We start from the raw sequence: 22,250 nt of genomic DNA, 5'->3' as shown, positions 1-22,250 counted from the left end.
TGCAAAACGTAATTTCTATACCTTATCACCATCTGATTAACTACTCATTAGATTCAATTTTAGTCATAAATTCGTTCAATTCTTTTAAGACAATATTGGGATCGGCTACGTGGATGTGATGTGGACTATTTTCAAAATCTACTAGTTTTTTTATGGGGTGATTAGAGTGGTCTATTAGCTCTTGATATAAAGCGAGAGACCTATCCTTGAATTCTCCATCGTTTTTAGAAGCAGATACAATATAAATGGGTAGATCAGATAAATTGATACTTGCTTTTTTGAATTGCTCTATTGAAGCGTCTATAGCTCGGTTCTCCTCTCCGTATGTCTTAATACATTTTGTAGTTTTATATGTTGGATGTGGCGGCTCGGGAAGCATAAAATACGGTATACCACTCCATGATAAATTGGTCATCGAATAAAGAAAAAAGGATTCCATTAAAGAAGGTTTGGGGAGATCGTCTTTCATTTTTTCATGACTTGGATCAATTAAAAAAAGTCCTACTATATTCTCGGGAAACATATGGGCAAAATAACGTACATGTGCCCCACCAATTGAATGTCCTATCATTATATATGGCCCAGGTATATTTGCTTTTGACAATATTGTATTTAATTCTATAGCTATTTGTTCTGTAGTTCTGGGGATTATGCCTTGATCACTAAACCCAAGACCAGATCGATCGTACATGAAGACTCTGCCTAATAAGGAAAGGGAATCTTGAATTTTAGACCAGGTTTCCATGTTTTCTCCTAGTCCGGCTTCAAGAATGAAGGTGTATTTTCCTTCTCCAAAGAACTTGTAGTGAATACGACCCTCTGATAATTCAATAAATTTTCCTTCGGGTTGATATTTCTCTAGTACTTTTTTGTCATAATTGCGTTGACTTATCGATCCATAGATGATAAAACCAGAGATTAAAGCAGTAATGACTATTAAAACCCATTTAAATATTTTCTTGATCATTTTACTTTCTTTTAATGTTTCCTATCTTTTTAAATGATGCAGTTACTTTTTACCGTTAAGCTTTCCTATTCGTTGCCCTTGTTGTACAGTTAGTGATTTAATTCGGTTTTTCTCGAATAGTAATAGTACCGTTGATCCCCCAAAAGCAAAATGACCTAATTTTTCCCCTTTATATACCTTTGCGGAAGTATCAGATTTAATATCTCTAAACTTTGCTACAAAATTTACAGATCCTATCGTTTGCAACCCTATCGGAATCATAGCCACATGCCCATAATCTTTGGTATTGATAATGAAATAACCATGTTTAAAATCCTGAAACACACTATAATCCTTATTATAACCGGGGTTACCATTATTAATCACATCCAATATGTCTGGCATACCAAATAATCGATTACCAACACTCTCTTTAGATTCGACCATGATTCCTGATACTGGTGCATGATAGTGGTGATAGTTTGTTGGCATTAAAAAAACGGCAATCGCTGTACCGCCAATAAAGTGCTTTGCATATACAGACGAATCCAACAATTCATTTAGACTTAATTCCATTTTTGCTTTGGTTGGAATTTTAGTGTCCAGTCTTAAATCATTATTAATCACATTGATTACTCCATCTGCGGGGGATACGATTACAGAATTATCATGAATTTTGTCTATAGGCCGTGCCCCATGTTTAATATCTCTGGTAAAAAAGTCATTAAAAGACTTAAACCCATCTTTAGGTAAAACAAAATCATCGTTCCCCAGTGTTTTATCAGACAACCATTCGTTTATATTTTTTGTTGAAGCAGGACTATCCATAAACTTACCTCTTTCTTCAATAAAAAATAACGACCAGCTTCGACCTGGTTCTTCGAGGATAAACTTTTTACCATCAGGATTTTGATAGTACAGCAGTGAAAATTTAATAATACGATCTAATCCATCATCTTTATTGGGTAGAAAATAAAACCACTCATTTAAAAATGTATATAAGTCTTCAATGCTTTTGTCTCGCCATGGATTCTTTGAACCATCAGATAGATCCTTAACATTTTCAAACATCTTATCTACTGTGGACTGAAATTTAGAATCAGAAGTATACAATTCTTTAAGTTTTTCAACCGGTGGAGAATCGTTTTGAGCCTGCATAGTGTTTATCAGAAATACACTAAAGGCAATTACATACATAGAAAAACGTATTACTTTCATCTTGCGGTGTTTTAAAGATTAAGCACGTAGTTTTAAGTAAAAGTAGTTGGGCCTTGAAGCATTCTCTTAGGAGAAATGATCATGCTTCATTTATACTATATAGATCTCATAAGAAAGCTTAGTACTATTAAGGAACATCAATATAATCAATTTATTTGTTTCAGTATACTATGTTAGATTATAAAATCTCTTAGTCCTTAATCTCAAAGGTAACTTCGAGATTATATGATATTACAATGGGACTAAAACCAGAGTTACCTGCTGTACTCTCTACAGAATAAAAACTACCAGAAGCATTAGAAGCTCGATTGTTATTGAGTTCTTTTATTCTTATAACCTTTCCCAGTTGTTGTCCCGATTGAGATAAAATTAACTTGGCTTTTTTGAGTGCCTCGCCATAGGCTAAACTTCTACTTTTAGTGAGATAAGACTCTTTTTCGGTATGCCTTAATTCAATTACTGAAAAATCTGTTATCGTTTCATCAAACAAATTATCCTCTTCTAATGTTCGGGCCAAATTAATATGTTGCTGAGTGTTCTCTACACAAACAAAAAGTGATTTATTTAATCGACGCTTTTGATACACCCCATTTTTGTAAGGTTGTACAATTTGTACCGACCCCAACGTTATTTTTTCTTTATTAATCCCTGATTTACCTATAGCCTTACGTACTTTTTCTTCTAAAACTTCTAGTACTACTTTACTCTCAGGTTTTTCTTCTTTATCTAAAAAATATTCCTGAAAACTGATTTTAAGAATGATCTCATTCGGAGACAAATTAACTGTTGATGACCCAGTAACAGTAATCGTTCTATCCTGAATTTGTGATAATGCCTCAGGAATAGATACTAGAGACAGTACTAAAAAGGCAATAGAAAAAAAATACGTTTTCATGAGTACTAGTTTTTGGGTTACGCTTCTTTTGTTAAAGCTAATTGTATTTTTTTGAATATACTACAAGGCTTCATCTATTATCTTTTGCACTACCTCGGGGTTTAGTAAAGTACTCGTATCTCCAAGATTACTAGTATCTTTTGAAGCAATCTTACGTAAGATACGCCTCATAATCTTACCGCTTCGAGTTTTAGGTAAACCTGGTACAAACTGTATTTTATCAAGCTTGGCAATAGGACCAATACGCTCGGTAATTTGTTGATTCACCTCTTTGCTCAAATTATTACGATCACGATATTCTCCTGTTTCTTTTAGAATGACATAACCATATAAAGCATTCCCCTTAACATCATGTGGAAAACCTACGATAGCAGATTCTGCAACTGCAGGGTGTTCATTAATTGCATCTTCAATAGGTGCCGTACCTAGGTTATGACCAGAAACGATAATTACATCATCAACCCTTCCTGTAATTCTGTAATACCCTACCTCATCTCGTAAGGCCCCATCTCCTGTAAAGTATTTATTTTCAAAAGCCGAAAAATAGGTCTCTTTATATCGCTGATGATTTCCCCAAATGGTTCTTGCCATTGATGGCCACGGAAACTTGATACACAATCGCCCATCAACCTGGTTTCCTTTGATTTCTTGCCCGTTCTCATCCATTAAGGCAGGTTGTATCCCTGGCATTGGCAAGGTTGCATAGGTAGGTTTGGTTGGTGTAGAATATGGTATAGGTGAAATCATAATCCCACCCGTTTCGGTTTGCCACCAGGTATCCACAATGGGCGACTTTTTATCACCAACATGATCGTTATACCAATGCCAGGCTTCTTCATTAATAGGTTCTCCTACCGTACCTAATACTTTTAAGCTCGAAAGGTCATGATTGGTTACATAATCCAGGTTTTCTTTGGCCAATGCCCTAATTGCCGTTGGTGCCGTATAAAACTGAGTTATCTTATGTTTTTGTACAATATCCCAGAAACGTCCAAAATCGGGATATGACGGTACTCCTTCGAACATGACCGTGGTTGCCCCGTTGGCCAATGGGCCATATACGATATACGAATGCCCTGTGATCCAACCAATATCGGCGGTGCACCAATAGATATCATCTTCTTTATACTGAAAAACATTTTTAAAAGTATATGCCGTATATACCATATATCCCGCGGTAGTATGTAACATCCCCTTAGGCATTCCTGTAGACCCCGAAGTATAAAGAATAAACAAAGGATCCTCGGCATCCATGATCTCAGGCACACAATCTTTATAAGCTTCATCGAGTAATGGTTGTAACCAATGATCACGACCTTCTTTCATATTGATATCAGAATCGATCCGTTTAGCCACTAATACCGATTTTATACCGGGACAATCTTCTAAGGCTTCATCTACGATACCTTTTAAATCAATGCTTTTTACCCCTCGATAGGATCCATCTGATGTAATCACCATTTTAGCATCACAATCATTGATTCGCGTTGACAGTGCTGTAGCCGAAAATCCAGCAAAAACTACAGAATGTACTGCTCCTATCCTAGCACAAGCTAATACAGAAATTGCCAGTTCGGGTATCATAGGCAGATAAATACATACTCTATCTCCTTTTTGGATTCCTTGCTCTTTAAGTACGTTAGCAAATTTACAAACACGCTCATGTAACTGCTTATAGGTAATGTGTTGTGCATCTTCGTTAGGGTCATTAGGTTCAAAAAGAATAGCTGTTTTATGCCCTCTATTTCGTAAATGCCTGTCGATACAGTTCTCGGTAATGTTTAATTGAGCTCCTTCGAACCATTTAACCTCAGGTTTTGTAAAGTCCCAACTCAATACATTATCCCATTTTTTTCGCCACATGAAATGCTCTTCTGCAATCTCTGCCCAAAAAGTTTCCGGATCTCTTACTGATTTTCGATAAACCTGATAATATTCTTCTAGATGTTTTATGTGATAATTACTCATTGTGGTTGGTTATTTTATATCTTCAATCGACTTTATTTTGATAGTTATATTTTGAATATGGAAAATAAAGAAATATATCTTCGGAAGTTTAAAAATTTCGCTAAAATGATCAAAATTTGGTATTAACGTATCCTTTGGAGAAAAGCTAAAATATAAAAGTTATAAAATTTATGTTTTCATTATATAGCGCTTTGACTTTGAATATAACTAAATAGAAGTTAATGTGAAGCTGCATTTCCTGCTCCGCTTGGAATTCTAATACGTTCAACAATTTCTTGTACTTCCTCTGGTGGTGGGCTTGTTACTCTGGATACTACCATAGAAATAATTACATTAACCATCATAGCGATGGTACCAAACCCTTCTGGAGAAGTACCCAGCCACCACTCACTTGCCGGTTTAGGTTCCATAACTCCAATCAATCCCGTTTTATATCTAACCATATAAAATAGCATCAAAGTAATTCCTACTACCATACCTGCAACTGCGCCTTGTCGATTCATCCTCTTATCAAAAATACCCAGAATAATTGCCGGAAAAAATGATGCTGCTGCCAAGCCAAATGCTAATGCAACCACCGCAGCAACAAATCCCGGAGGATAAATACCGAATAAACCTGCTATAATTACAGCAACTAATATACTAATACGTGCCGCCCAAAGCTCTCCTCTTTCTGAAATGTTTGGTTTGATTTGTTTTTTTATTAAATCATGTGATATTGAAGTTGAGATCACTAATAATAATCCTGCAGCGGTAGATAATGCTGCTGCTAATCCTCCGGCTGCTACCAATGCGATTACCCAATTTGGTAATTTAGCAATCTCGGGATTTGCAAGTACCATAATATCTCTATCGACATACAACTCATTAGCCGAATCACTGACATTAGACACCAAGCGCTCTCCATACTTTCCTTTTTGATCAATATACTCTGGCTTACCATGTGTTGCTTTTCCGTTTACATATTGAATCTTACCATCATCATTTTTATCTGACCAGGCTATGAGGCCCGTATTTTCCCAGTTTTTAAACCATTCTGGTACCACTTTGTATTCTTTATTACTTACGGTCTCTATAAGGTTGGTTCTTGCAAAAACAGCAATTGCTGGTGCGGTGGTATACAAAATGGCAATAAATAATAAGGCTAGACCTGCCGATTTACGTGCATCTTTAACTTTGGGTACTGTAAAGAAACGAACAATCACATGCGGTAATCCCGCTGTGCCCACCATTAAGGCCAAGGTAATTGCAAAAACATCCCAAGTCGATTTAGAGCCACTCGTATATTCTTTAAATCCTAATTGGGTGTGTAAAGTATCTAATTTATCCAATAAAAATGTTCCATCTTCAACCGTACCTCCCATTCCTAATTGTGGAATTATATTTCCTGTCATTTGCATCGAAATAAAAAAAGCAGGAACCATAAATGCAAAGATGAGTACGCAATATTGTGCAACCTGAGTATAGGTGATCCCCTTCATACCTCCTAGAAAAGCAAATACCAAAACCACTGCCATACCTATAATTACTCCCCAATTAATATCGACTTGCAAGAATTGCGAGAACACAATCCCAACTCCTCTCATCTGACCCGCTACATAAGTAAATGATACTATCAATGCACAAATTACTGCTACTGTACGGGCTGTATTTGAATAATATCGATCTCCAATAAAATCCGGAACTGTGAATTTTCCAAACTTTCTAAGATATGGGGCTAACAATAGTGCCAATAGCACATATCCTCCTGTCCAACCCATTAAATACACAGAACCGTCATATCCGCTAAAAGAAATAATCCCAGCCATCGAGATAAATGAAGCGGCACTCATCCAGTCTGCTGCAGTTGCCATACCATTAGCTAATGGAGAAACTCCTCCGCCTGCTATATAAAATTCTTTAGTTGAGCCTGCTCTTGCCCATATGGCAATCCCAAAATAAAGGGCAAAGGTAACTCCAACTAAAATCCATGTCCATGTTTGAACGTTCATATAATTATATTTTTTTGGAAGTATTAAGGCTACTCATCGTAACCGTATTTTTTATCAAGTTTGTTCATTAATCGAACATATATAAAGATAAGTATCACAAATACATATATAGAACCTTGTTGCGCAAACCAGAATCCAAGTTTGAACCCTCCAAGTCTAATGTTGTTTAATGCATCTTTAAATAAAATTCCGGCTCCGTATGAAACCAAAAACCAAATGCTTAATAAAATGACTAAGTATTTAAGATTTTCTTTCCAGTAGGCAACTGCTTTCTGTTTATCTGTCATGAATCCAAGTTTAATAAATTTAGTCCTTTTAAGAGTAACAAAATTTTGAGCGTTATTATTTCTTTATTTATATACTCGTATTCTTCAATTAATTTTGAATATATGACTACTAAAATACACATTAGAATGTATACAAAAATTATTGGGTTGAAATCTATTATAAATAAATAGTGTATTTTTTCTCAAAAGATTTTTTTTAATCATACCAATCTATTCGGTTTTTCGTTTTAAAAGAAAAATATTAGTTTTAACTCCATGAATAATAAAAAAATTACCCAATACGCTATCTATGCCGTTGCTGTATTATGTGCTGCATTGATTAATGAGCATATTATTAAATACGTAAAAAAACATGTGGATCAGGAAGGATATCTTTTGGTACTTATAGACATGGCCATCGTGGTACTTATTTTTGCTCCTGCTTTTGCATTGGTAACCAAATACACTAAAAAGCTTTCTAATGTATACTTAAGAACTTCTAAAAAGTTTTCTACAAGTAATAAAAATGGAACGTTACTAGGATTTATAATAGCAATTTTCATTTTATTTATTCTGTATGCAAACCTAAGACATAACTTAAATGTAGTTGATGATTTAAGAGCAATAATTCGATAAAAGCTAGACATCACAGATTGTAATCCCTTCTTTTAGTGCACTTAAAGTATCGTTGTATGTAGGAATAAACTCCTGAGCCACGTAACCATTGAAGTCTGTGGCCAGAATGGCCTTCATAATTGCAGGATAATTAAGTTCTTGGTTATTATTAATCTCATTTCGACCGGGTACGCCACCTGTATGATAATGTGTGATATACTCATTATATTTTTTGATAGTAGCAATGATATCCCCTTCCATGATTTGCATATGATAGATATCATACAATAGCTTAAAATTAGGCGACCCAATTTTATCCACTAAAGCAACGCCCCAGGGGGTATTATCACATTGATAATCTTTATGATCAACTTTGCTATTAAGTAACTCCATGATCAAGGTCACTTTATTTTTCTCTGCATGTTTCACTAATACATCTAATCCCGTGGCGCATTGCTCCCATCCACTTTCATCAGAAATTCCATTTCGATTACCCGAGAAAACGATCACTTGCTTTATTCCCGCATGAGATGCCTTAGAAATAAGTTCTTGATATTGTGTTTGTAAACTTTTGTGATTTTTAGGATCATTAAACCCGTGAGTAATACTAGCAAACGTATCTGTCGCCAGTGAACATTCTATACCAACATCCTGAACAATTTTCCATTCATCTGGCTTTAATAAGTCGATTCCTTTAAGTCCAATTTCTTTTCCTTTCTGGGCAAATTCTTGTAATGGAATATTTTGATAACACCATCTACAAGCAGAATGATTTATGTTTCCTTTCAGAGTAGTTTCTGTATGAGATGTAGCAACTTTTGTATTGTTATCTTTACATCCTGCTATGACAGAACCCGCAATACTAATGGCTCCTATGCCAATAGACATATTTTTGACCGCCTTTCTACGATTAATTTTTTTTTCTGCCATATCAACATGATTATATCATCCTACTAAAGATAGTACTTTAAAATCACATACTATTATGAAATTATAGGAGTCATTAAATTTGATCTCCAATAAAATTTTTAATTTCTTCTTCAGAAAAAACAGGGTTAGCACCTTCACTTCCTGCAACCATGGCCCCTATGGCACACGCATAATCAATGGCTTGTTGTGGTGCCTTATCCTGAAGTAATGCTGAAATTAATGTTGCTAAAAAAGAATCTCCTGCTCCTACTGTATCTATTACTTTTATTGTGTATCCCTTATTATGATAAAATGTCTCACCATGTAACAAAGTAGCACCTTTACCACCTTTGGTAATACAAATTTGATTTGTATTTGTATATGATGCTATTGCTTTTACCTGATCTTCAAATTTATCTTTATGTATATCAAAATGAATGCAAATCTCTTCTAGCTCTTCATCATTAAGTTTGATAAAATCTGCTTTACTCATTAATTCTGAAAGCAACGCTCTATCATAATGAGGAGGTCTTAGATTTACATCCAAAACCTTAAACTTGGCTTTATCCAATAGTTTCAATAACGTATTTTTTGAAACCTCATTTCTACTTGCTAAACTTCCAAAAACTATGGCATCAGATGCTCTTACTTTATCTGCAATTTTTCCAGAATACTTAATAAAATCCCAAGCAACCGGTCGGCTTATTTCATAAGTCGCAGTGTTCTCTTTATCCAATGTTACCAGCACTTCTCCTGTTTTGTATTGTTCATCAACCTGAAATGTATCTGTTGGTAATCCTCTATCCTTGGCGTATTTTAAGATATCTCTTCCCAAATTATCATCTCCAATTTTGGTGATGATTGAAGACTCTATCCCCATTGAGTGTAATCGTAAAGCAACATTAAGTGGCGCTCCACCAACTTTTTTGTGTTCAGGAAATATATCCCAAAGCACTTCTCCGAAACAGGTGATTTTCATTGATTTAAATTTATTCTAATATAATACTAATACCTTTAAAAAAACAACCCCCATAGGTTAACTACTCCTCTGGGGGTCTAGGTCGAAGCCAAAAAATTAAACTAACTCAACTTACACTCAATTAAACTTGCTTCAACTTCTCTTCTATATTTTTAAGACACAAGTTATTGATACTACCAATATGACTGTGTTTTGTATTCTTTTCGGGTTTATAATTTCCTTTTTCGATATCCAAACCAATTTTCACATATGCATCTCTAAATGACATCCCTTGCATTACTAATTCATTTAGTGTATCCACACTAAAAAGATAGTCATATTTATCGTCATTAAGAATATTTTCGTTTATAGTTACATTCTTCAAGGCGTACATTGCCATTTCTAACGAAGCCTTTAGATCCTGAATAGCCGATATTATTCCTTCTTTTAATAATTGTAAATCCCTGTGATATCCACTGGGTAAATTATTGGTTAACAAGGATAACTCATAAGGCAAAGCCTGAATTTTATTGCATTTTGCTCTAATTAATTCGAACACATCTGGGTTCTTTTTATGAGGCATAATACTTGACCCGGTCGTGAACTCTGAAGGAATACTCATAAAGTCAAAATTCTGACTCATATATAAGCATACATCCATAGCCAATTTAGAAAGGGTTCCTGCCACGCCACTCATAGCAAATGCCGAGGATTTTTCTGATTTCCCTCTACTCATTTGTGCGGCTACTACATTATATTTAAGTGTCTCGAAATTTAGTTCTTTGGTGGTGAATTCTCTATCAATTGGAAACGAGCTACCATAGCCCGCGGCACTTCCCAATGGATTCTGATCAACAACTTTTAATGCTGCATTCACAAAATAGAGATCATCTATAAAACTTTCGGCATATGCCGAAAACCACAATCCAAATGAGGAAGGCATGGCAATTTGCAAATGTGTATACCCCGGAAGTAGTATATCCTTATATTTCTCGGCACTATTCAATAAATTTTGTGATAATTCTTTAACCTGAGATTTAATCTGTAATAGCTCATCTTTTAAATACAAATGCATCGCCACCAAAACCTGGTCATTACGAGATCTGGCTGTATGGATTCGTTTGCCAGCATCGCCAATGCTCTTGGTAAGTTCAAACTCGATTTTAGAATGTACATCCTCAAACATATCTTCGATTACAAAAGTGCCATCATCTATCTGTTTTGCCAGAGTACCCAACTCTGTTTCGATTGCCGAAATATCTTCATTAGAAAGCAAGTCTATTTTGTGAAGCATCTTAGCATGGGCTAAGGTTGCCTTTACATCATATTTTGCAATGACCAAATCCAACTGTCGATCGTTACCAACCGTAAACATATCTATCTTCTTATCTGTTGGTAATCCTTTATCCCAAAGTTTCATTCGTTTATTTTTATTTAATTCTTGTCAGGCTGAGCCTGTCGAAGCCAATTCTACTCTATACCAACACTTCGACAAGCTCAGTGTGACATCATCATCTCTTTATAAAATTCCTTCTAAAATCTTTATATACAAATCCACACCTTCTTTGATCTCATCTACATAGATAAACTCATCTGCCGAGTGTGATCGGGTTGAATCTCCAGGTCCAAGCTTTAAAGATGGACAATTCAAAACGGATTGATCAGATAGTGTTGGTGATCCATACGTTGTTCTTCCTAAATTGATCCCAGATGTTACAACCGCATGATCTTTAGGTATAGATGACGATCCTAAATGTAACGATCTGGGTTTTATTTCTGCGTACTCGGACATTGCTTCTTTCACTATGGTTAAAATCTCTTTATTTTGATACTTATCGTTTACTCGTATATCAACCACTACATCACAATGCGAAGGCACTACGTTATGTTGATTTCCTGCATTGACTTGAGTTACCGTCATCTTTACCTTTCCGAGAGTTTCGGATTCTTTTTCAAATTGATAATCTTTAAACCATTGTATGACCTCCAGAGCATTATAAATTGAATTATTATCATTGGGGTGTGCGGCATGACTTGCTGTTCCTTTTACAGAAACATCCAGTACCAATAATCCTTTTTCGGCAATAGCTAATTGCATAAGTGTAGGCTCTCCGACGATAGCAAATTCTACATTCTTTAAATACTTTAGTACGCTTTTCAGACCTAGTGGACCACTACTTTCTTCTTCCGCGGAAGCGACAATAACAAGATTATAATCCAGATCTTCTTGATCATAAAAATAGGTAAATGTTGCAATCAAAGAAACCAAACACCCTCCTGCATCATTACTTCCTAAACCAAATAATTTTCCGTCTTCTACAAAAGCTTTGAATGGATCATTAGTATAATTTCCATTAGGTTTTACTGTGTCATGATGCGAGTTTAATAGAATTGTTGGTTTACTTTCATCAAAATATTTATTATATGCCCATATGTTATTATTCTCTCTCTCGAAAGGAATATCATGTTTGATAAACCAAGATTCTATCAATCGAGCAGTCTTTTCCTCTTCTGATGAGAAAGATGGCGTCTCTATCAATTGACATAATAATTCTATTGCTTTATCTGTTAGTTGCTTAGTATCTGAGTGTTTTAGTAATTGAGCCCGTGAGTCATCAAATACTTGATTATTATCTATTGGTAAATTATATTTATTATTCTCTAACTTTTCCATTTTTTAATTTTTAAAACTGATCAGCTCACCTCTAATATACTCACTAACTCATAGACTCAAAGTAGTGTGTTTGGTAGTATTATCTTTTATAAAATCTGCATTTGCGATATGCACCGTATTTACATTTTTTTGTAAAGCATCGAAACAATTTTGAAGCTTTGGTAACATCCCGTCTGCAATCACATTAGTGTCTCTTAATTTTGAATATTTCTCTAAATCAATATGCTCGATAACCGAATCTTTATCCTCGATATTCTCTAAAACACCTTTTAACTCGAAACAATAAAACAATGAAACATCATAAAATTCTCCCATTGCCGAAGCAATTTCAGACGCTATGGTATCTGCATTGGTGTTTAATAATTGCCCGTTACCATCATGTGTTACGGCGCAAAAAACCGGAGTAATTCCAGAATTCAAGAAACCATCTATGATCTGTCCATTGATTTTAATCACATCCCCTACGTATCCATAATCAATAAATTGTACAGATCGTTTTTCTGCTAAAATTACATTCGCATCGGCTCCAGTTAGTCCCAAAGCATTACAATCATTCTTTTGCAATCCAGAAACAATTGTTTTGTTTAGTAAGCCCGCGTATGTCATCACCACAATATCCAAATTCTCTGCAGATGTAATTCTTCGTCCATCGATCATTTCTGTTTTTACATCCATCTTATTAGCAAGTTGAGTAGCAGATTTCCCTCCACCGTGCACCAATATTTTGGGTCCCTCGACTTTAGAGAAATCCTCAAGAAAAGATAGCAATGCTTCTTGATCTTCTATTATGTTACCCCCTATCTTGGCTACTAATAATTTTTGTTTTAACATGATAAAGTTATTATCCCCTCACCCTAACCCTCTCCCCAAGGAGCGGGAACAGTGATAATTTATTTATTCTTTAATATTTTCTTCAACACCAATTGTGCTGCATAGGTTCTGTTATTTGCCTGCTCGATTACTATCGAGTTTTCACTATCAATTACGGCATCATCCACAACCACATTCCTTCGTACTGGTAAACAATGCATGAACTTTGCATCATTAGTAAGTTTCATCTTGTCTTCAGTGATTTTCCAGGAAGTATTATTAGACAATGTTTTACCATAGTTTTCATAAGAACTCCAATTTTTCACATAGATAAAATCGGCATCTTTGAATGCATTTTCCTGATTGTAATCAATGGGCACCTCTTTAGTAATCTGACTGGCTAACTCAAATCCCACAGGGTGGGTAATTACAAAATGTGCGTCCGTGCGTTGCATCATTTCTACAAATGAATTTGCAACTGCCTGCGGTAAAGCTTTTGGATGCGGTGCCCATGATAGTACAACCTTTGGTTTATCTGTTTTTTTATGTTCTGTAATCGTTATGGCATCGGTTAATGCTTGCAATGGATGCCCAGTGGCACTTTCCATATTCACAACGGGTATTGTAGCATACTTTATAAAACTATGCAGTACTTTTTCGCTATAATCTTCTTCTCTATTTTCTAGTTTAGCAAAAGCCCGTATGGCCAAAACATCACAATATTGAGAAACTACTTGCGCGGCTTCTTTTATATGCTCAGAATTTCTTTGATCCATAACGGTACCATCTCCATACTCTAGTGACCATCCTTCTCCAGTAAAATTCATAACAATCACATTCATACCAAGATTTAAAGCTGCTTTTTGGGTACTTAAACGCGTACGAAGACTGGGATTAAAGAACAATAGTCCAATAGTTTTATCTAGTCCCAAAGTTTTATCAGACAATGGGTTTTTCTTCATCTCTATCGCTTGATCAACCCAATCCGAGAGTGAATCTATATCTTGTATGGAAAAGTATTTATTCATATTTATTTTTTAAGAGAACAGAAGAAAGAAAATAGAGTATAGATTTTTAGAGTTTGTTTTGAAAACTCATCGTCATTTTTTGAAATTCTTCTAATTTTTTTTCTAAACTTTCTAAATTTTTCTCATTACTATAATTTCTATGTTTTGCTATCAATAATTGAGTTCCAAGTTCAAATGAAGAACCTAAAGAAATATTAATAAAGTGACTAAAAGACTTATCAGTTCTAGCAGAACCTTCAGCAATATTACTAGGTATTGAGATAGAACATCTACTCATTTGTGAGCTTAAATCATAAACTTCGTGTTTTGGAAATTCTAACAAAATATCTGAAACACCATTTGCTATTTCTAATCCTAATTGCCAAATTTTCAAATTTTTATAGTTATGTCTCTTACCTTTCATTCTCTAATTTCTTTTTATTTATATTTTTCAATAACCTCTCCTCTATTATCTTTTCTCTCTACTCTATTTTCTGAATTAATTTTGGTGAACGAAACTTTATTTTGAATAACATCTATTAGAAAATCATCCTTTACTCCATTAACCACCCAGGTTTCTATATCTGCGGTCTGTGCTATTCTGGCCGCTTCTATTTTAGATTTCATTCCTCCTGTTCCATGTGTGGAAATTTTAGTAACAATTTCACTTTCTAATAATTCAATATCATCTACTTCATCAATTGTATGATAGGTATTGTTCTCTACAGATTCTTTTGTACAAATTCCATTTGTATTTGTCGCGATTACCAACAAATCGGCTTTTAATAAAGCCGCGGTTAGTCCTGCCAATTTATCATTGTCTCCAAACTGAATTTCGTCGGTAGCCACCGTATCATTTTCATTTATGATGGGGATGTAATTATTAGCAACCAGCACATTAATCGTATTGACAATATTCTTTTTGGATTGCTCTCTTTCAAAATCTGAATATGACAATAAACATTGTGATGTTAATAATCCCAAGTCTCTGAAGCTCTCTTGAAATACTCTCATCAAATGTGGTTGACCAATAGATGCCAAGGCTTGTTTCACATTAATGGCTGCCCCATTGCTTTCTAAATTCACAAATTGTTTTGCCACTGCAATAGCACCCGAACTCACGATCACAAACTCATACTCATCTTGCAGAGTAACTATTTGTCTACCTATATCTTCAATCTTACCCCTAGAGATATGATCTGTCTCTTTGGTTAAAACATTAGAACCCACTTTGAGTACAATTCTCTTTCTATCTGATCTGCCCATCACCATGTATATACCATTTATTTGTTACCAAATGCTGTAATCCTATTGGACCTCTTTGGTGTAATTTATCTGTACTTATAGCTAACTCACCACCTAAACCAAGCTGAAAACCATCTGTAAACCGTGTTGATGCATTATGATATACTGCAGCACAATCTACCGATGACATAAAATTTTCTGCTTCTTCCTTATTTTTAGTTACTATTACGGCAGAATGCCCCCCACTATATTGATTGATTTTTGAAATAGCCTCTAACTCATCTTTGGTTTCGCCAATCACAATTTTATAATCCAAGAATTCCTCGTACCAAACCTTATCTCCTGTTATCTTCTTTACTTCTGTATACTTAGATAAAGATGCATCACCCAGTATTTCTACATTAAAATTCTTAAGCGTAGTGATAAGATTTCTAACAAAATCCTCTTTATTAGGAAGATTTTTGTCTATCAATACCTTGTCTACCGCATTACAAGCTGATATTTTATCTGTTTTCCCGTTAATGATATTATCTAATGCTAAAGCTCTATCTGCTTCTTTATGCACATACACAAAGTTATTTCCTCTTCCACTAACAATAACTGGACATGTAGCATGTGTTTTTACAAAATCAATTAGGTTTTCACCTCCTCTAGGTACAATTAGATCTACATTTTGAGTCGGTTTCTCAAGAAAAACCTGAGTTTCATGTCTGTTATAACTTAGGTATTGAACCCAATCTTTTGAGATCTCATTCTCTTCTAACGCCTGATGCCAAAGCTTAACAATTTCCAGGTTAGAGTTCAATGATTCTTTTCCTCCTTTGAGTAAGATTTTATTTCCAGATTTAAATGCAATTCCGGCTGCTTCAATCGTAACATCTGGCCTAGACTCATAGATGATCAAAACCGTCCCGAAGGAGGCCGTTTTATTATAAACCTCCATACCATTATCATGTATAAATCTAAATCGCTCTACTCCTACCGGGTCATCCTGATCTGCTAATTGTTTCAAAGAAGAGATCATACCTTCGATTTTATCATCATCTACTTTAAGACGGTCATACATTGCTTTATCATCTCCCGAATAGTTTTTCAGGTCTTTTTGATTAGCACTCATGATTACTTGTCTTGACTGATCTACAAGAGTTATCATGCTATGTAAAACCGAATTTCTTTGTTCTATATTTAATAATCTACTCATAATCCGACTTTTTCTTGTACCAACACATTTTGTAAAGCCTCAATAAATTGATCTATTTCTTTCTTTCCAATTGTAAGCGGTGGTAATATTCGTAACAATTTTTTATTCGATGCTCCTCCGGTAAAAATATGCTGATCATAGATCATTTTTTTTCTAAGCTCGCTTACTTCAAAATCAAATTCTAACCCCAACATCAAACCTTTTCCTTTTACATTCTTTACACCAGGAATCTTAACTGCCTCGGCTAAAAAATAATCCCCTGTAAGCTTGGCATTACTTATAAGGTTTTCGGCTTCAATAACCTCGAGTACCGCCAAAGCAGTAGCACAAGCCAGGTGGTTACCACCAAAAGTAGTTCCTAACATTCCGTAACTAGCTTCAATATGAGGTGCAATCAAAATTCCTCCGACCGGAAAACCATTACCCATACCCTTTGCAACCGAAATAATGTCTGGAGTAATCCCATGGTATTGATGGGCAAAAAATTTCCCTGTTCGTCCATAGCCCGATTGTACTTCATCGAGAATCAAGACCACTCCGAACTCATGGCATAGGATTTCTAATGCAGTAAAAAACGCTGTGGTCCCTTCATCTAATCCTCCAACCCCTTGAATAGGCTCTATAATCACAGCACACACATCTCCTTTTTCTAATTCAGTTTTCACTAGCTCAATCTGGTTTAACGGTAAAAAAGTAACATCTTGCTGGCTGTTGAGTGGAGCATTAATTTTAGGATTATCTGTTGCGGCAACTGCAGCAGAAGTTCTACCATGAAAACCATTTTTAAAAGCAACTACTCTAGATTTCTCGGTATAAAAAGATGCTAGTTTTAAGGCATTCTCATTGGCCTCGGCTCCTGAATTGCATAAAAACAGTTGATACTCTTCATAACCAGATAGTTTGCCTAGTTTTTCAGCTAATTTGGATTGCAAACTATTCTGAACAGCATTAGAATAAAAACCTATTTTCTCTGCTTGTTCTTTTAGTTTTTTGATATAATGAGGATGCGAATGACCAATTGAAATCACCGCATGTCCACCATATAAATCCAAATATTCTGTTCCGTTTTTATCCACCACAATGCTGTCATACGCATTTACTGGTTCTACATCATACAACGGGTATACATCAAATAGTTTCATATTAATTAGTTGTTGGTTAATTTTTGTACAATTTTCACTGAGTACCTTATCAACTATTTTATGGTATTTATTTTTTCGTAAGAGGCCATTACTCCTTTTATCACCGAAGAACTTAATCCTTGGTGTTCCATCTCGTTTAATCCTTCTATAGTACATCCTTGAGGCGTTGTTACTTTATCTATTTCACGCTCTGGATGGGTTCCATTTTCTGCTACCAAAGTTGCCGCTCCAATTGCCGTTTGCACTGCAATGATTTGTGCTTCATGAGGGTGAAACCCCATTTGGATACCTCCTTGTATCATTGCTCTTAGAAACCTTAAAAAGAATGCAATTCCGCTAGCTCCTAAAACAGTCGCTGCCTGCATTAATCGTTCTTCGATTACTAAGGTTTCTCCAATGGTATTAAACATTTTCTCAACAGTCGTTAACTCTTCTTTTACATCTTCATTGGCTGCGATACAAGTCATAGACAACTTTTTTGCAGCTCCGGTGTTTGGCATAACTCGTACCACTTTATTGTTCGGAACCACTTCATTAATCTCTGCAATAGAAGTTCCAGTAACCGTAGAAATTAATATTTGATCTGTGGTCACAATATCTTTGATCTCTTGCAGAACTGCGTCTAATTGTCTTGGTTGTACACAAAGGATCACCCATTTTACATCTTTAATAGATGTTGCTATATCTTGTGAAGTAGATACACCTAGTTGTTCTTCGACCTCTTTTAGGTTATACCTGGACTTATCTACTACCGTAATATTTTTTGCTTCAAACAAGTCACTATTGGCTAATCCTGATATAATAGATTTACCTAAGTTTCCTCCTCCTATGATTGTTATTTTGTTCATTTTATATTTTATTTCAACTTATCAAAGTGTTTTTTACACCTCCCGGCTCTTGGCCACCCTTCTCAAGGAGGGAATTAAAAGGCGCTTGCTTTTAGTTCTAATCCTGTTTTTTCTTCTAATCCAAACATCAAATTCATATTATGAATCGCTTGTCCCGAGGCTCCTTTTATTAAATTATCAATCACCGAAGTAATCAATAACATTCCGTTCTTTTTTGTAACATGTAGAATGCACTTATTCGTATTTACTACTTGCTTCAGGTTAATTTCATCTTCTGAAACAACAGTGAATTTTGCATCAGTATAGAAGGATTTATACAATTCTTTTGCTTCCTCTATATCACCTTCAAACTTAGTATACATCGTGGCATAAATTCCTTTACTGAAGTTTCCTCTATTAGGAATAAAAAAGACAGGAACTTCAAAATCATGTTGCAATTGCTGAAGACTTTGCTCAATTTCTCCTAAATGTTGATGCGTAAACACCTTATAACTCGAGAAATTATTATCTCTCCAGCTAAAATGAGTTGTACCTCCTGGCATAACTCCCGCTCCCGTGCTACCTGTAGTGGCATTAATATGAACACTATGGGTAAGTTTTCCTGCGGAAGCTAATGGTAATAATCCTAATTGAATAGCAGTTGCAAAGCATCCTGGGTTAGCAATATTTTTAGCCGACTTGATTTTATCTTTTTGCAATTCTGGTAAACCATATACAAAATCTCTACCCAGAAAATTTTGATCTTCATTTAATCTAAAATCATTACCTAAATCAATTACTTTAGTTAATTCTGAAAAAGTATTTGACTCTAAAAATGATCTCGATCGACCATGCCCCAGGCACAAAAAGAGAACATCTACAACCGGATTGATTGTATCTGTAAATTTAAGTTCTGTCTCCCCTATTAAGTCCGGATGTTGTTTATGAATCGAAACTCCCGCATTCGTAGTACTATACACAAAATCTAATGCTATTTGTGGGTGATGCACGAGTAATCTCAACAATTCTCCAGCTGTATATCCTGATCCTCCTATGATTCCTACTTTTATCATGATTCGCTTGGATTTACGTTATGATATATTTTATTAGCATTGCCATAGATTTTTATAAAACCTTTGGCATCATCTGCGGTCCAGGAATTATTCATTTCACCATATTGTCCAAAATCGGATTTCATCATATCAAAACTTGATTCGATTCCCTCTAAGGTAAAATGATATGGTTTCAATTTTACTATTACATCTCCTGTTACCGATTTCTGTGAATCTTCCATAAAGACTTCGATATTTCTCATTACTGGATCCAGGTAATTACCTTCGTGTAATAACATTCCGTACCAATTGGCTAACTGTTCTTTCCAGTATTGCTGCCATTTAGTTAATACATGTTTCTCTAGTAAATGATGTGCTTTGATAATAACCACGGGAGCCGCTGCTTCGAATCCTACTCTTCCTTTGATTCCAATAATGGTGTCTCCTACATGAATATCTCTGCCAATAGCAAATGCACTAGCCAATTCTTCGAGTTTCTGAATATTTTTAACCGGGGAATCTTTAACTCCATCCAGTCCTATTAATTCTCCTTTTTCAAAATTCAGAATAACCGTTTCTTCATTCTCTTTTTGTAATTGGCTTGGATATGCTGTATCTGGTAATGCACTATGAGAAGTTAAAGTTTCTTTACCACCTACACTGGTTCCCCATATTCCTTTATTGATAGAATATTGAGCTTTCTCCCAACTATAGTGAACCCCATGTTTTTCGAGATATTCAACTTCTTCCTGACGCGAAAGTTTTAAATCCCTGATCGGAGTAATAATCTCGATCTCTGGAGCCAGTGTTTGAAAAATCACATCAAATCTAATCTGGTCATTACCTGCGCCTGTACTGCCATGAGCAATATATTTTGCTCCCACTTTTTTTGCATAATTAATGACTTCAATGGCCTGAAAAATTCTTTCTGCGCTTACAGAAAGTGGATACGTATTATTTTTCAAGACATTACCAAAAATCAAATACTTGATCGCCTTATTATAAAAACCTTCTACTATTGTAGTATTTACATGATCAGCACTACCCAGTTCGTAGGCCCTCTTTTCGGTCTCTTCTAGTTCTTTTTCAGAAAACCCTCCGGTATTCACCAAAATGGTATGCACTTCAAGGTTCTTTTCATGAATAAGGTATTTCACGCAATATGAGGTATCTAATCCTCCACTATATGCCAATACTACTTTTTCCATAGCAACAATTGTTTATTGTTTGTAAGCATTGTCTGCTTAATATTTTTTAATCTTCTCAATACTTTTTTATTGTACCATTTTTTCCTTTTCTTCCCCTTCTTAGCTGGGTCATATAACATTCCTGTACAAAGGCACATTTTATGATCTTTAGCCATAAGAATATCATAATTAGTACACGTTTTACAACCTGACCAAAACTTAGGATCATCTGTTAATTCAGAGAAGGTAACAGGTTTATACCCTAAATCAGAGTTGATCTTCATTACTGCTAATCCTGTTGTGATACCAAATACTTTGGCCGTTGGATACTTTTTCAAAGAATGATTGAATGTAAATTCTTTGATTTCTTTTGCAAGTCCTTGGTTTCTGAAATCTGGATGCACTACTAAGCCTGAATGAGCGACATATTTCTCATGCCCCCAAACCTCTATGTAACAGAATCCCGCAAATTGATTACCCGATAATGCAATGATCGCATTTCCGTTTTGCATCTTTGTTTTTATATACTCTGGAGTACGCCTGGCAATACCAGTGCCTCTTACTTTTGCAGAGTCTGATATTACATCGCATATTTCATCTGCATACTGAAGATGATCTTGATTTGCTATATGTATTTCTATCTGTTTCATCTGTTTATTTTCATTCCTTTTTTAAGGTCAGATGGAATTCGTCATGTTTACCTTATTAGGTTTATGTCGAATACATTACTATTACTTATTTCATAAACGAACTACGTTTATGAGAAAATTATGTATTAAGCTTTAGGGAATAGATTCCGAATAGAATTCGAGTGTGGCATATATACTATTTAAAAAATATCGAAAATGTATATTTTTAAATACTAATACAACTACATCAAAAATTGGAATTTGTCTCTAGGGGAAGTAGGGCGCACCTACTTCAAAAGAAAATTAGACCCCCAAGGGGCGGCGAATACGGTATACAGGTATTAAGACATTACCTAATTTGTTCAAAGATTGAACACTAACTCCTGAATAAATATTTTTTACCGTTTTCATAATAGTAACTCTAAATCGTCGGCCGTAGCCCCTTTCGTTAACTAGATGGTACAATATTACATAAAAACTAAATACGCGATATAAGATCGCTCATAAAATTTTGCAAAAATATGATTTTCATAAAATTAGCATGTATAATTTGCGATATACTCAAGTAAAGGCCCTTAAATAGTATATACCTGCTAAAACATACTCCCTAGTCTACTTCAACGATTGGTTCTAAAATAAATGGATTCTACTATATACAAAACTATTAATGATCATTATATGCCATAAAAAAACAAGAACTTTCTATATTT

21 protein-coding genes are annotated in these 22,250 nt (G+C 35.0%); 1 reads left to right on the top strand and 20 read right to left on the bottom strand.

The annotated features are described in order from the left end of the window. Positions 1-40: 40 nt before the first annotated feature. The 6 genes from ABW637_RS08720 to ABW637_RS08695 form a co-directional block, all read right to left on the bottom strand. Positions 41-967: an alpha/beta fold hydrolase gene (locus ABW637_RS08720; protein WP_367584272.1), complete on the bottom strand. Its 927-nt coding sequence runs from the start codon at positions 965-967 to the stop codon at positions 41-43. Between the two features lie 42 nt (positions 968-1,009). Next, positions 1,010-2,164, bottom strand: a complete 1,155-nt coding sequence (locus ABW637_RS08715; protein ID WP_367584271.1) for a phosphatidylserine decarboxylase — start codon at positions 2,162-2,164, stop codon at positions 1,010-1,012. Between the two features lie 190 nt (positions 2,165-2,354). Next, the gene (locus ABW637_RS08710) at positions 2,355-3,059 is read right to left on the bottom strand and encodes an SIMPL domain-containing protein (RefSeq protein ID WP_367584270.1); all 705 of its coding nucleotides are present in this window, start codon (positions 3,057-3,059) and stop codon (positions 2,355-2,357) included. A gap of 60 nt (positions 3,060-3,119) precedes the next feature. Then, positions 3,120-5,027: an acetate--CoA ligase gene (gene acs, locus ABW637_RS08705; RefSeq protein WP_367584269.1), complete on the bottom strand. Its 1,908-nt coding sequence runs from the start codon at positions 5,025-5,027 to the stop codon at positions 3,120-3,122. A 218-nt stretch (positions 5,028-5,245) separates the two neighbouring features. Next, positions 5,246-7,018 (bottom strand): sodium:solute symporter family protein, encoded by a 1,773-nt coding sequence (locus ABW637_RS08700; protein ID WP_367584268.1) that lies wholly within the window; start codon positions 7,016-7,018, stop codon positions 5,246-5,248. Between the two features lie 29 nt (positions 7,019-7,047). Further along, complete coding sequence (locus ABW637_RS08695) at positions 7,048-7,305, bottom strand: DUF4212 domain-containing protein (RefSeq protein ID WP_367584267.1); 258 nt, start codon at positions 7,303-7,305, stop codon at positions 7,048-7,050. A gap of 255 nt (positions 7,306-7,560) precedes the next feature. On the opposite strand from ABW637_RS08695, the gene ABW637_RS08690 reads away from it, so the two are divergent. Next, complete coding sequence (locus tag ABW637_RS08690) at positions 7,561-7,920, top strand: hypothetical protein (RefSeq protein WP_367584266.1); 360 nt, start codon at positions 7,561-7,563, stop codon at positions 7,918-7,920. Positions 7,921-7,923: 3 nt separating this feature from the next. Here the strand turns inward: ABW637_RS08690 and ABW637_RS08685 are convergent, their stop codons facing one another. The 14 genes from ABW637_RS08685 to ABW637_RS08620 all read right to left on the bottom strand — a co-directional run bounded on the left by ABW637_RS08685 (position 7,924) and on the right by ABW637_RS08620 (position 21,552). Then, positions 7,924-8,829: a hydroxypyruvate isomerase family protein gene (locus tag ABW637_RS08685; RefSeq protein ID WP_367584265.1), complete on the bottom strand. Its 906-nt coding sequence runs from the start codon at positions 8,827-8,829 to the stop codon at positions 7,924-7,926. Between the two features lie 73 nt (positions 8,830-8,902). Then, positions 8,903-9,787 carry a carbohydrate kinase family protein gene (locus ABW637_RS08680; protein WP_367584264.1) on the bottom strand — a complete coding sequence of 295 codons (885 nt, stop codon included), beginning with the start codon at positions 9,785-9,787 and terminating at the stop codon, positions 8,903-8,905. A gap of 121 nt (positions 9,788-9,908) precedes the next feature. Further along, positions 9,909-11,186 (bottom strand): argininosuccinate lyase, encoded by a 1,278-nt coding sequence (argH, locus tag ABW637_RS08675; RefSeq protein WP_367584263.1) that lies wholly within the window; start codon positions 11,184-11,186, stop codon positions 9,909-9,911. Positions 11,187-11,285: 99 nt separating this feature from the next. Beyond that, complete coding sequence (locus ABW637_RS08670; RefSeq protein WP_367584262.1) at positions 11,286-12,440, bottom strand: M20 family metallo-hydrolase; 1,155 nt, start codon at positions 12,438-12,440, stop codon at positions 11,286-11,288. Between the two features lie 48 nt (positions 12,441-12,488). Next, complete coding sequence (argB, locus tag ABW637_RS08665) at positions 12,489-13,271, bottom strand: acetylglutamate kinase (protein WP_367584261.1); 783 nt, start codon at positions 13,269-13,271, stop codon at positions 12,489-12,491. A gap of 59 nt (positions 13,272-13,330) precedes the next feature. After that, complete coding sequence (locus ABW637_RS08660) at positions 13,331-14,278, bottom strand: N-acetylornithine carbamoyltransferase (RefSeq protein ID WP_367584260.1); 948 nt, start codon at positions 14,276-14,278, stop codon at positions 13,331-13,333. A gap of 46 nt (positions 14,279-14,324) precedes the next feature. Further along, positions 14,325-14,681 carry a four helix bundle protein gene (locus ABW637_RS08655; RefSeq protein WP_367584259.1) on the bottom strand — a complete coding sequence of 119 codons (357 nt, stop codon included), beginning with the start codon at positions 14,679-14,681 and terminating at the stop codon, positions 14,325-14,327. Between the two features lie 14 nt (positions 14,682-14,695). Next, positions 14,696-15,523 carry a glutamate 5-kinase gene (gene proB / locus ABW637_RS08650; protein WP_367584258.1) on the bottom strand — a complete coding sequence of 276 codons (828 nt, stop codon included), beginning with the start codon at positions 15,521-15,523 and terminating at the stop codon, positions 14,696-14,698. Beyond that, a complete protein-coding gene (locus ABW637_RS08645; protein WP_367584257.1) occupies positions 15,507-16,703 on the bottom strand; it encodes a glutamate-5-semialdehyde dehydrogenase in 1,197 nt (398 codons plus the stop codon). Before ABW637_RS08645 ends, proB begins: the two co-directional genes overlap by 17 nt. Then, the gene (locus ABW637_RS08640) at positions 16,700-17,845 is read right to left on the bottom strand and encodes an aspartate aminotransferase family protein (RefSeq protein WP_367584256.1); all 1,146 of its coding nucleotides are present in this window, start codon (positions 17,843-17,845) and stop codon (positions 16,700-16,702) included. Before ABW637_RS08640 ends, ABW637_RS08645 begins: the two co-directional genes overlap by 4 nt. Positions 17,846-17,898: 53 nt before the next feature. Then, a complete protein-coding gene (gene proC, locus ABW637_RS08635) occupies positions 17,899-18,693 on the bottom strand; it encodes a pyrroline-5-carboxylate reductase (RefSeq protein WP_367584255.1) in 795 nt (264 codons plus the stop codon). 74 nt (positions 18,694-18,767) lie between these two features. Next, entirely contained in the window at positions 18,768-19,745 is a 978-nt protein-coding gene (gene argC, locus ABW637_RS08630; protein WP_367584254.1) for an N-acetyl-gamma-glutamyl-phosphate reductase, read from the bottom strand. Beyond that, positions 19,742-20,932: an argininosuccinate synthase gene (locus ABW637_RS08625; protein ID WP_367584253.1), complete on the bottom strand. Its 1,191-nt coding sequence runs from the start codon at positions 20,930-20,932 to the stop codon at positions 19,742-19,744. The genes argC and ABW637_RS08625 overlap by 4 nt, the downstream gene beginning before the upstream one ends. Further along, a complete protein-coding gene (locus ABW637_RS08620; RefSeq protein ID WP_367584466.1) occupies positions 20,920-21,552 on the bottom strand; it encodes a GNAT family N-acetyltransferase in 633 nt (210 codons plus the stop codon). Before ABW637_RS08620 ends, ABW637_RS08625 begins: the two co-directional genes overlap by 13 nt. Positions 21,553-22,250 lie beyond the last annotated feature (698 nt).

Origin of the sequence: Aquimarina penaris (genome assembly GCF_040786285.1) — a bacterium.
GTDB lineage: Bacteria > Bacteroidota > Bacteroidia > Flavobacteriales > Flavobacteriaceae > Aquimarina.
This window is presented reverse-complemented; position numbering and strand designations above follow the sequence as displayed.

Coding starts and splice junctions, on each gene's coding strand:
- ABW637_RS08720 (WP_367584272.1), bottom strand. CDS start 967: ATGATCAAGAAAATATTTAAATGGGTTTTAATAGTCATTACTGCTTTA.
- ABW637_RS08715 (WP_367584271.1), bottom strand. CDS start 2,164: ATGAAAGTAATACGTTTTTCTATGTATGTAATTGCCTTTAGTGTATTT.
- ABW637_RS08710 (WP_367584270.1), bottom strand. CDS start 3,059: ATGAAAACGTATTTTTTTTCTATTGCCTTTTTAGTACTGTCTCTAGTA.
- acs (WP_367584269.1), bottom strand. CDS start 5,027: ATGAGTAATTATCACATAAAACATCTAGAAGAATATTATCAGGTTTAT.
- ABW637_RS08700 (WP_367584268.1), bottom strand. CDS start 7,018: ATGAACGTTCAAACATGGACATGGATTTTAGTTGGAGTTACCTTTGCC.
- ABW637_RS08695 (WP_367584267.1), bottom strand. CDS start 7,305: ATGACAGATAAACAGAAAGCAGTTGCCTACTGGAAAGAAAATCTTAAA.
- ABW637_RS08690 (WP_367584266.1), top strand. CDS start 7,561: ATGAATAATAAAAAAATTACCCAATACGCTATCTATGCCGTTGCTGTA.
- ABW637_RS08685 (WP_367584265.1), bottom strand. CDS start 8,829: ATGGCAGAAAAAAAAATTAATCGTAGAAAGGCGGTCAAAAATATGTCT.
- ABW637_RS08680 (WP_367584264.1), bottom strand. CDS start 9,787: ATGAAAATCACCTGTTTCGGAGAAGTGCTTTGGGATATATTTCCTGAA.
- argH (WP_367584263.1), bottom strand. CDS start 11,186: ATGAAACTTTGGGATAAAGGATTACCAACAGATAAGAAGATAGATATG.
- ABW637_RS08670 (WP_367584262.1), bottom strand. CDS start 12,440: ATGGAAAAGTTAGAGAATAATAAATATAATTTACCAATAGATAATAAT.
- argB (WP_367584261.1), bottom strand. CDS start 13,271: ATGTTAAAACAAAAATTATTAGTAGCCAAGATAGGGGGTAACATAATA.
- ABW637_RS08660 (WP_367584260.1), bottom strand. CDS start 14,278: ATGAATAAATACTTTTCCATACAAGATATAGATTCACTCTCGGATTGG.
- ABW637_RS08655 (WP_367584259.1), bottom strand. CDS start 14,681: ATGAAAGGTAAGAGACATAACTATAAAAATTTGAAAATTTGGCAATTA.
- proB (WP_367584258.1), bottom strand. CDS start 15,523: ATGGGCAGATCAGATAGAAAGAGAATTGTACTCAAAGTGGGTTCTAAT.
- ABW637_RS08645 (WP_367584257.1), bottom strand. CDS start 16,703: ATGAGTAGATTATTAAATATAGAACAAAGAAATTCGGTTTTACATAGC.
- ABW637_RS08640 (WP_367584256.1), bottom strand. CDS start 17,845: ATGAAACTATTTGATGTATACCCGTTGTATGATGTAGAACCAGTAAAT.
- proC (WP_367584255.1), bottom strand. CDS start 18,693: ATGAACAAAATAACAATCATAGGAGGAGGAAACTTAGGTAAATCTATT.
- argC (WP_367584254.1), bottom strand. CDS start 19,745: ATGATAAAAGTAGGAATCATAGGAGGATCAGGATATACAGCTGGAGAA.
- ABW637_RS08625 (WP_367584253.1), bottom strand. CDS start 20,932: ATGGAAAAAGTAGTATTGGCATATAGTGGAGGATTAGATACCTCATAT.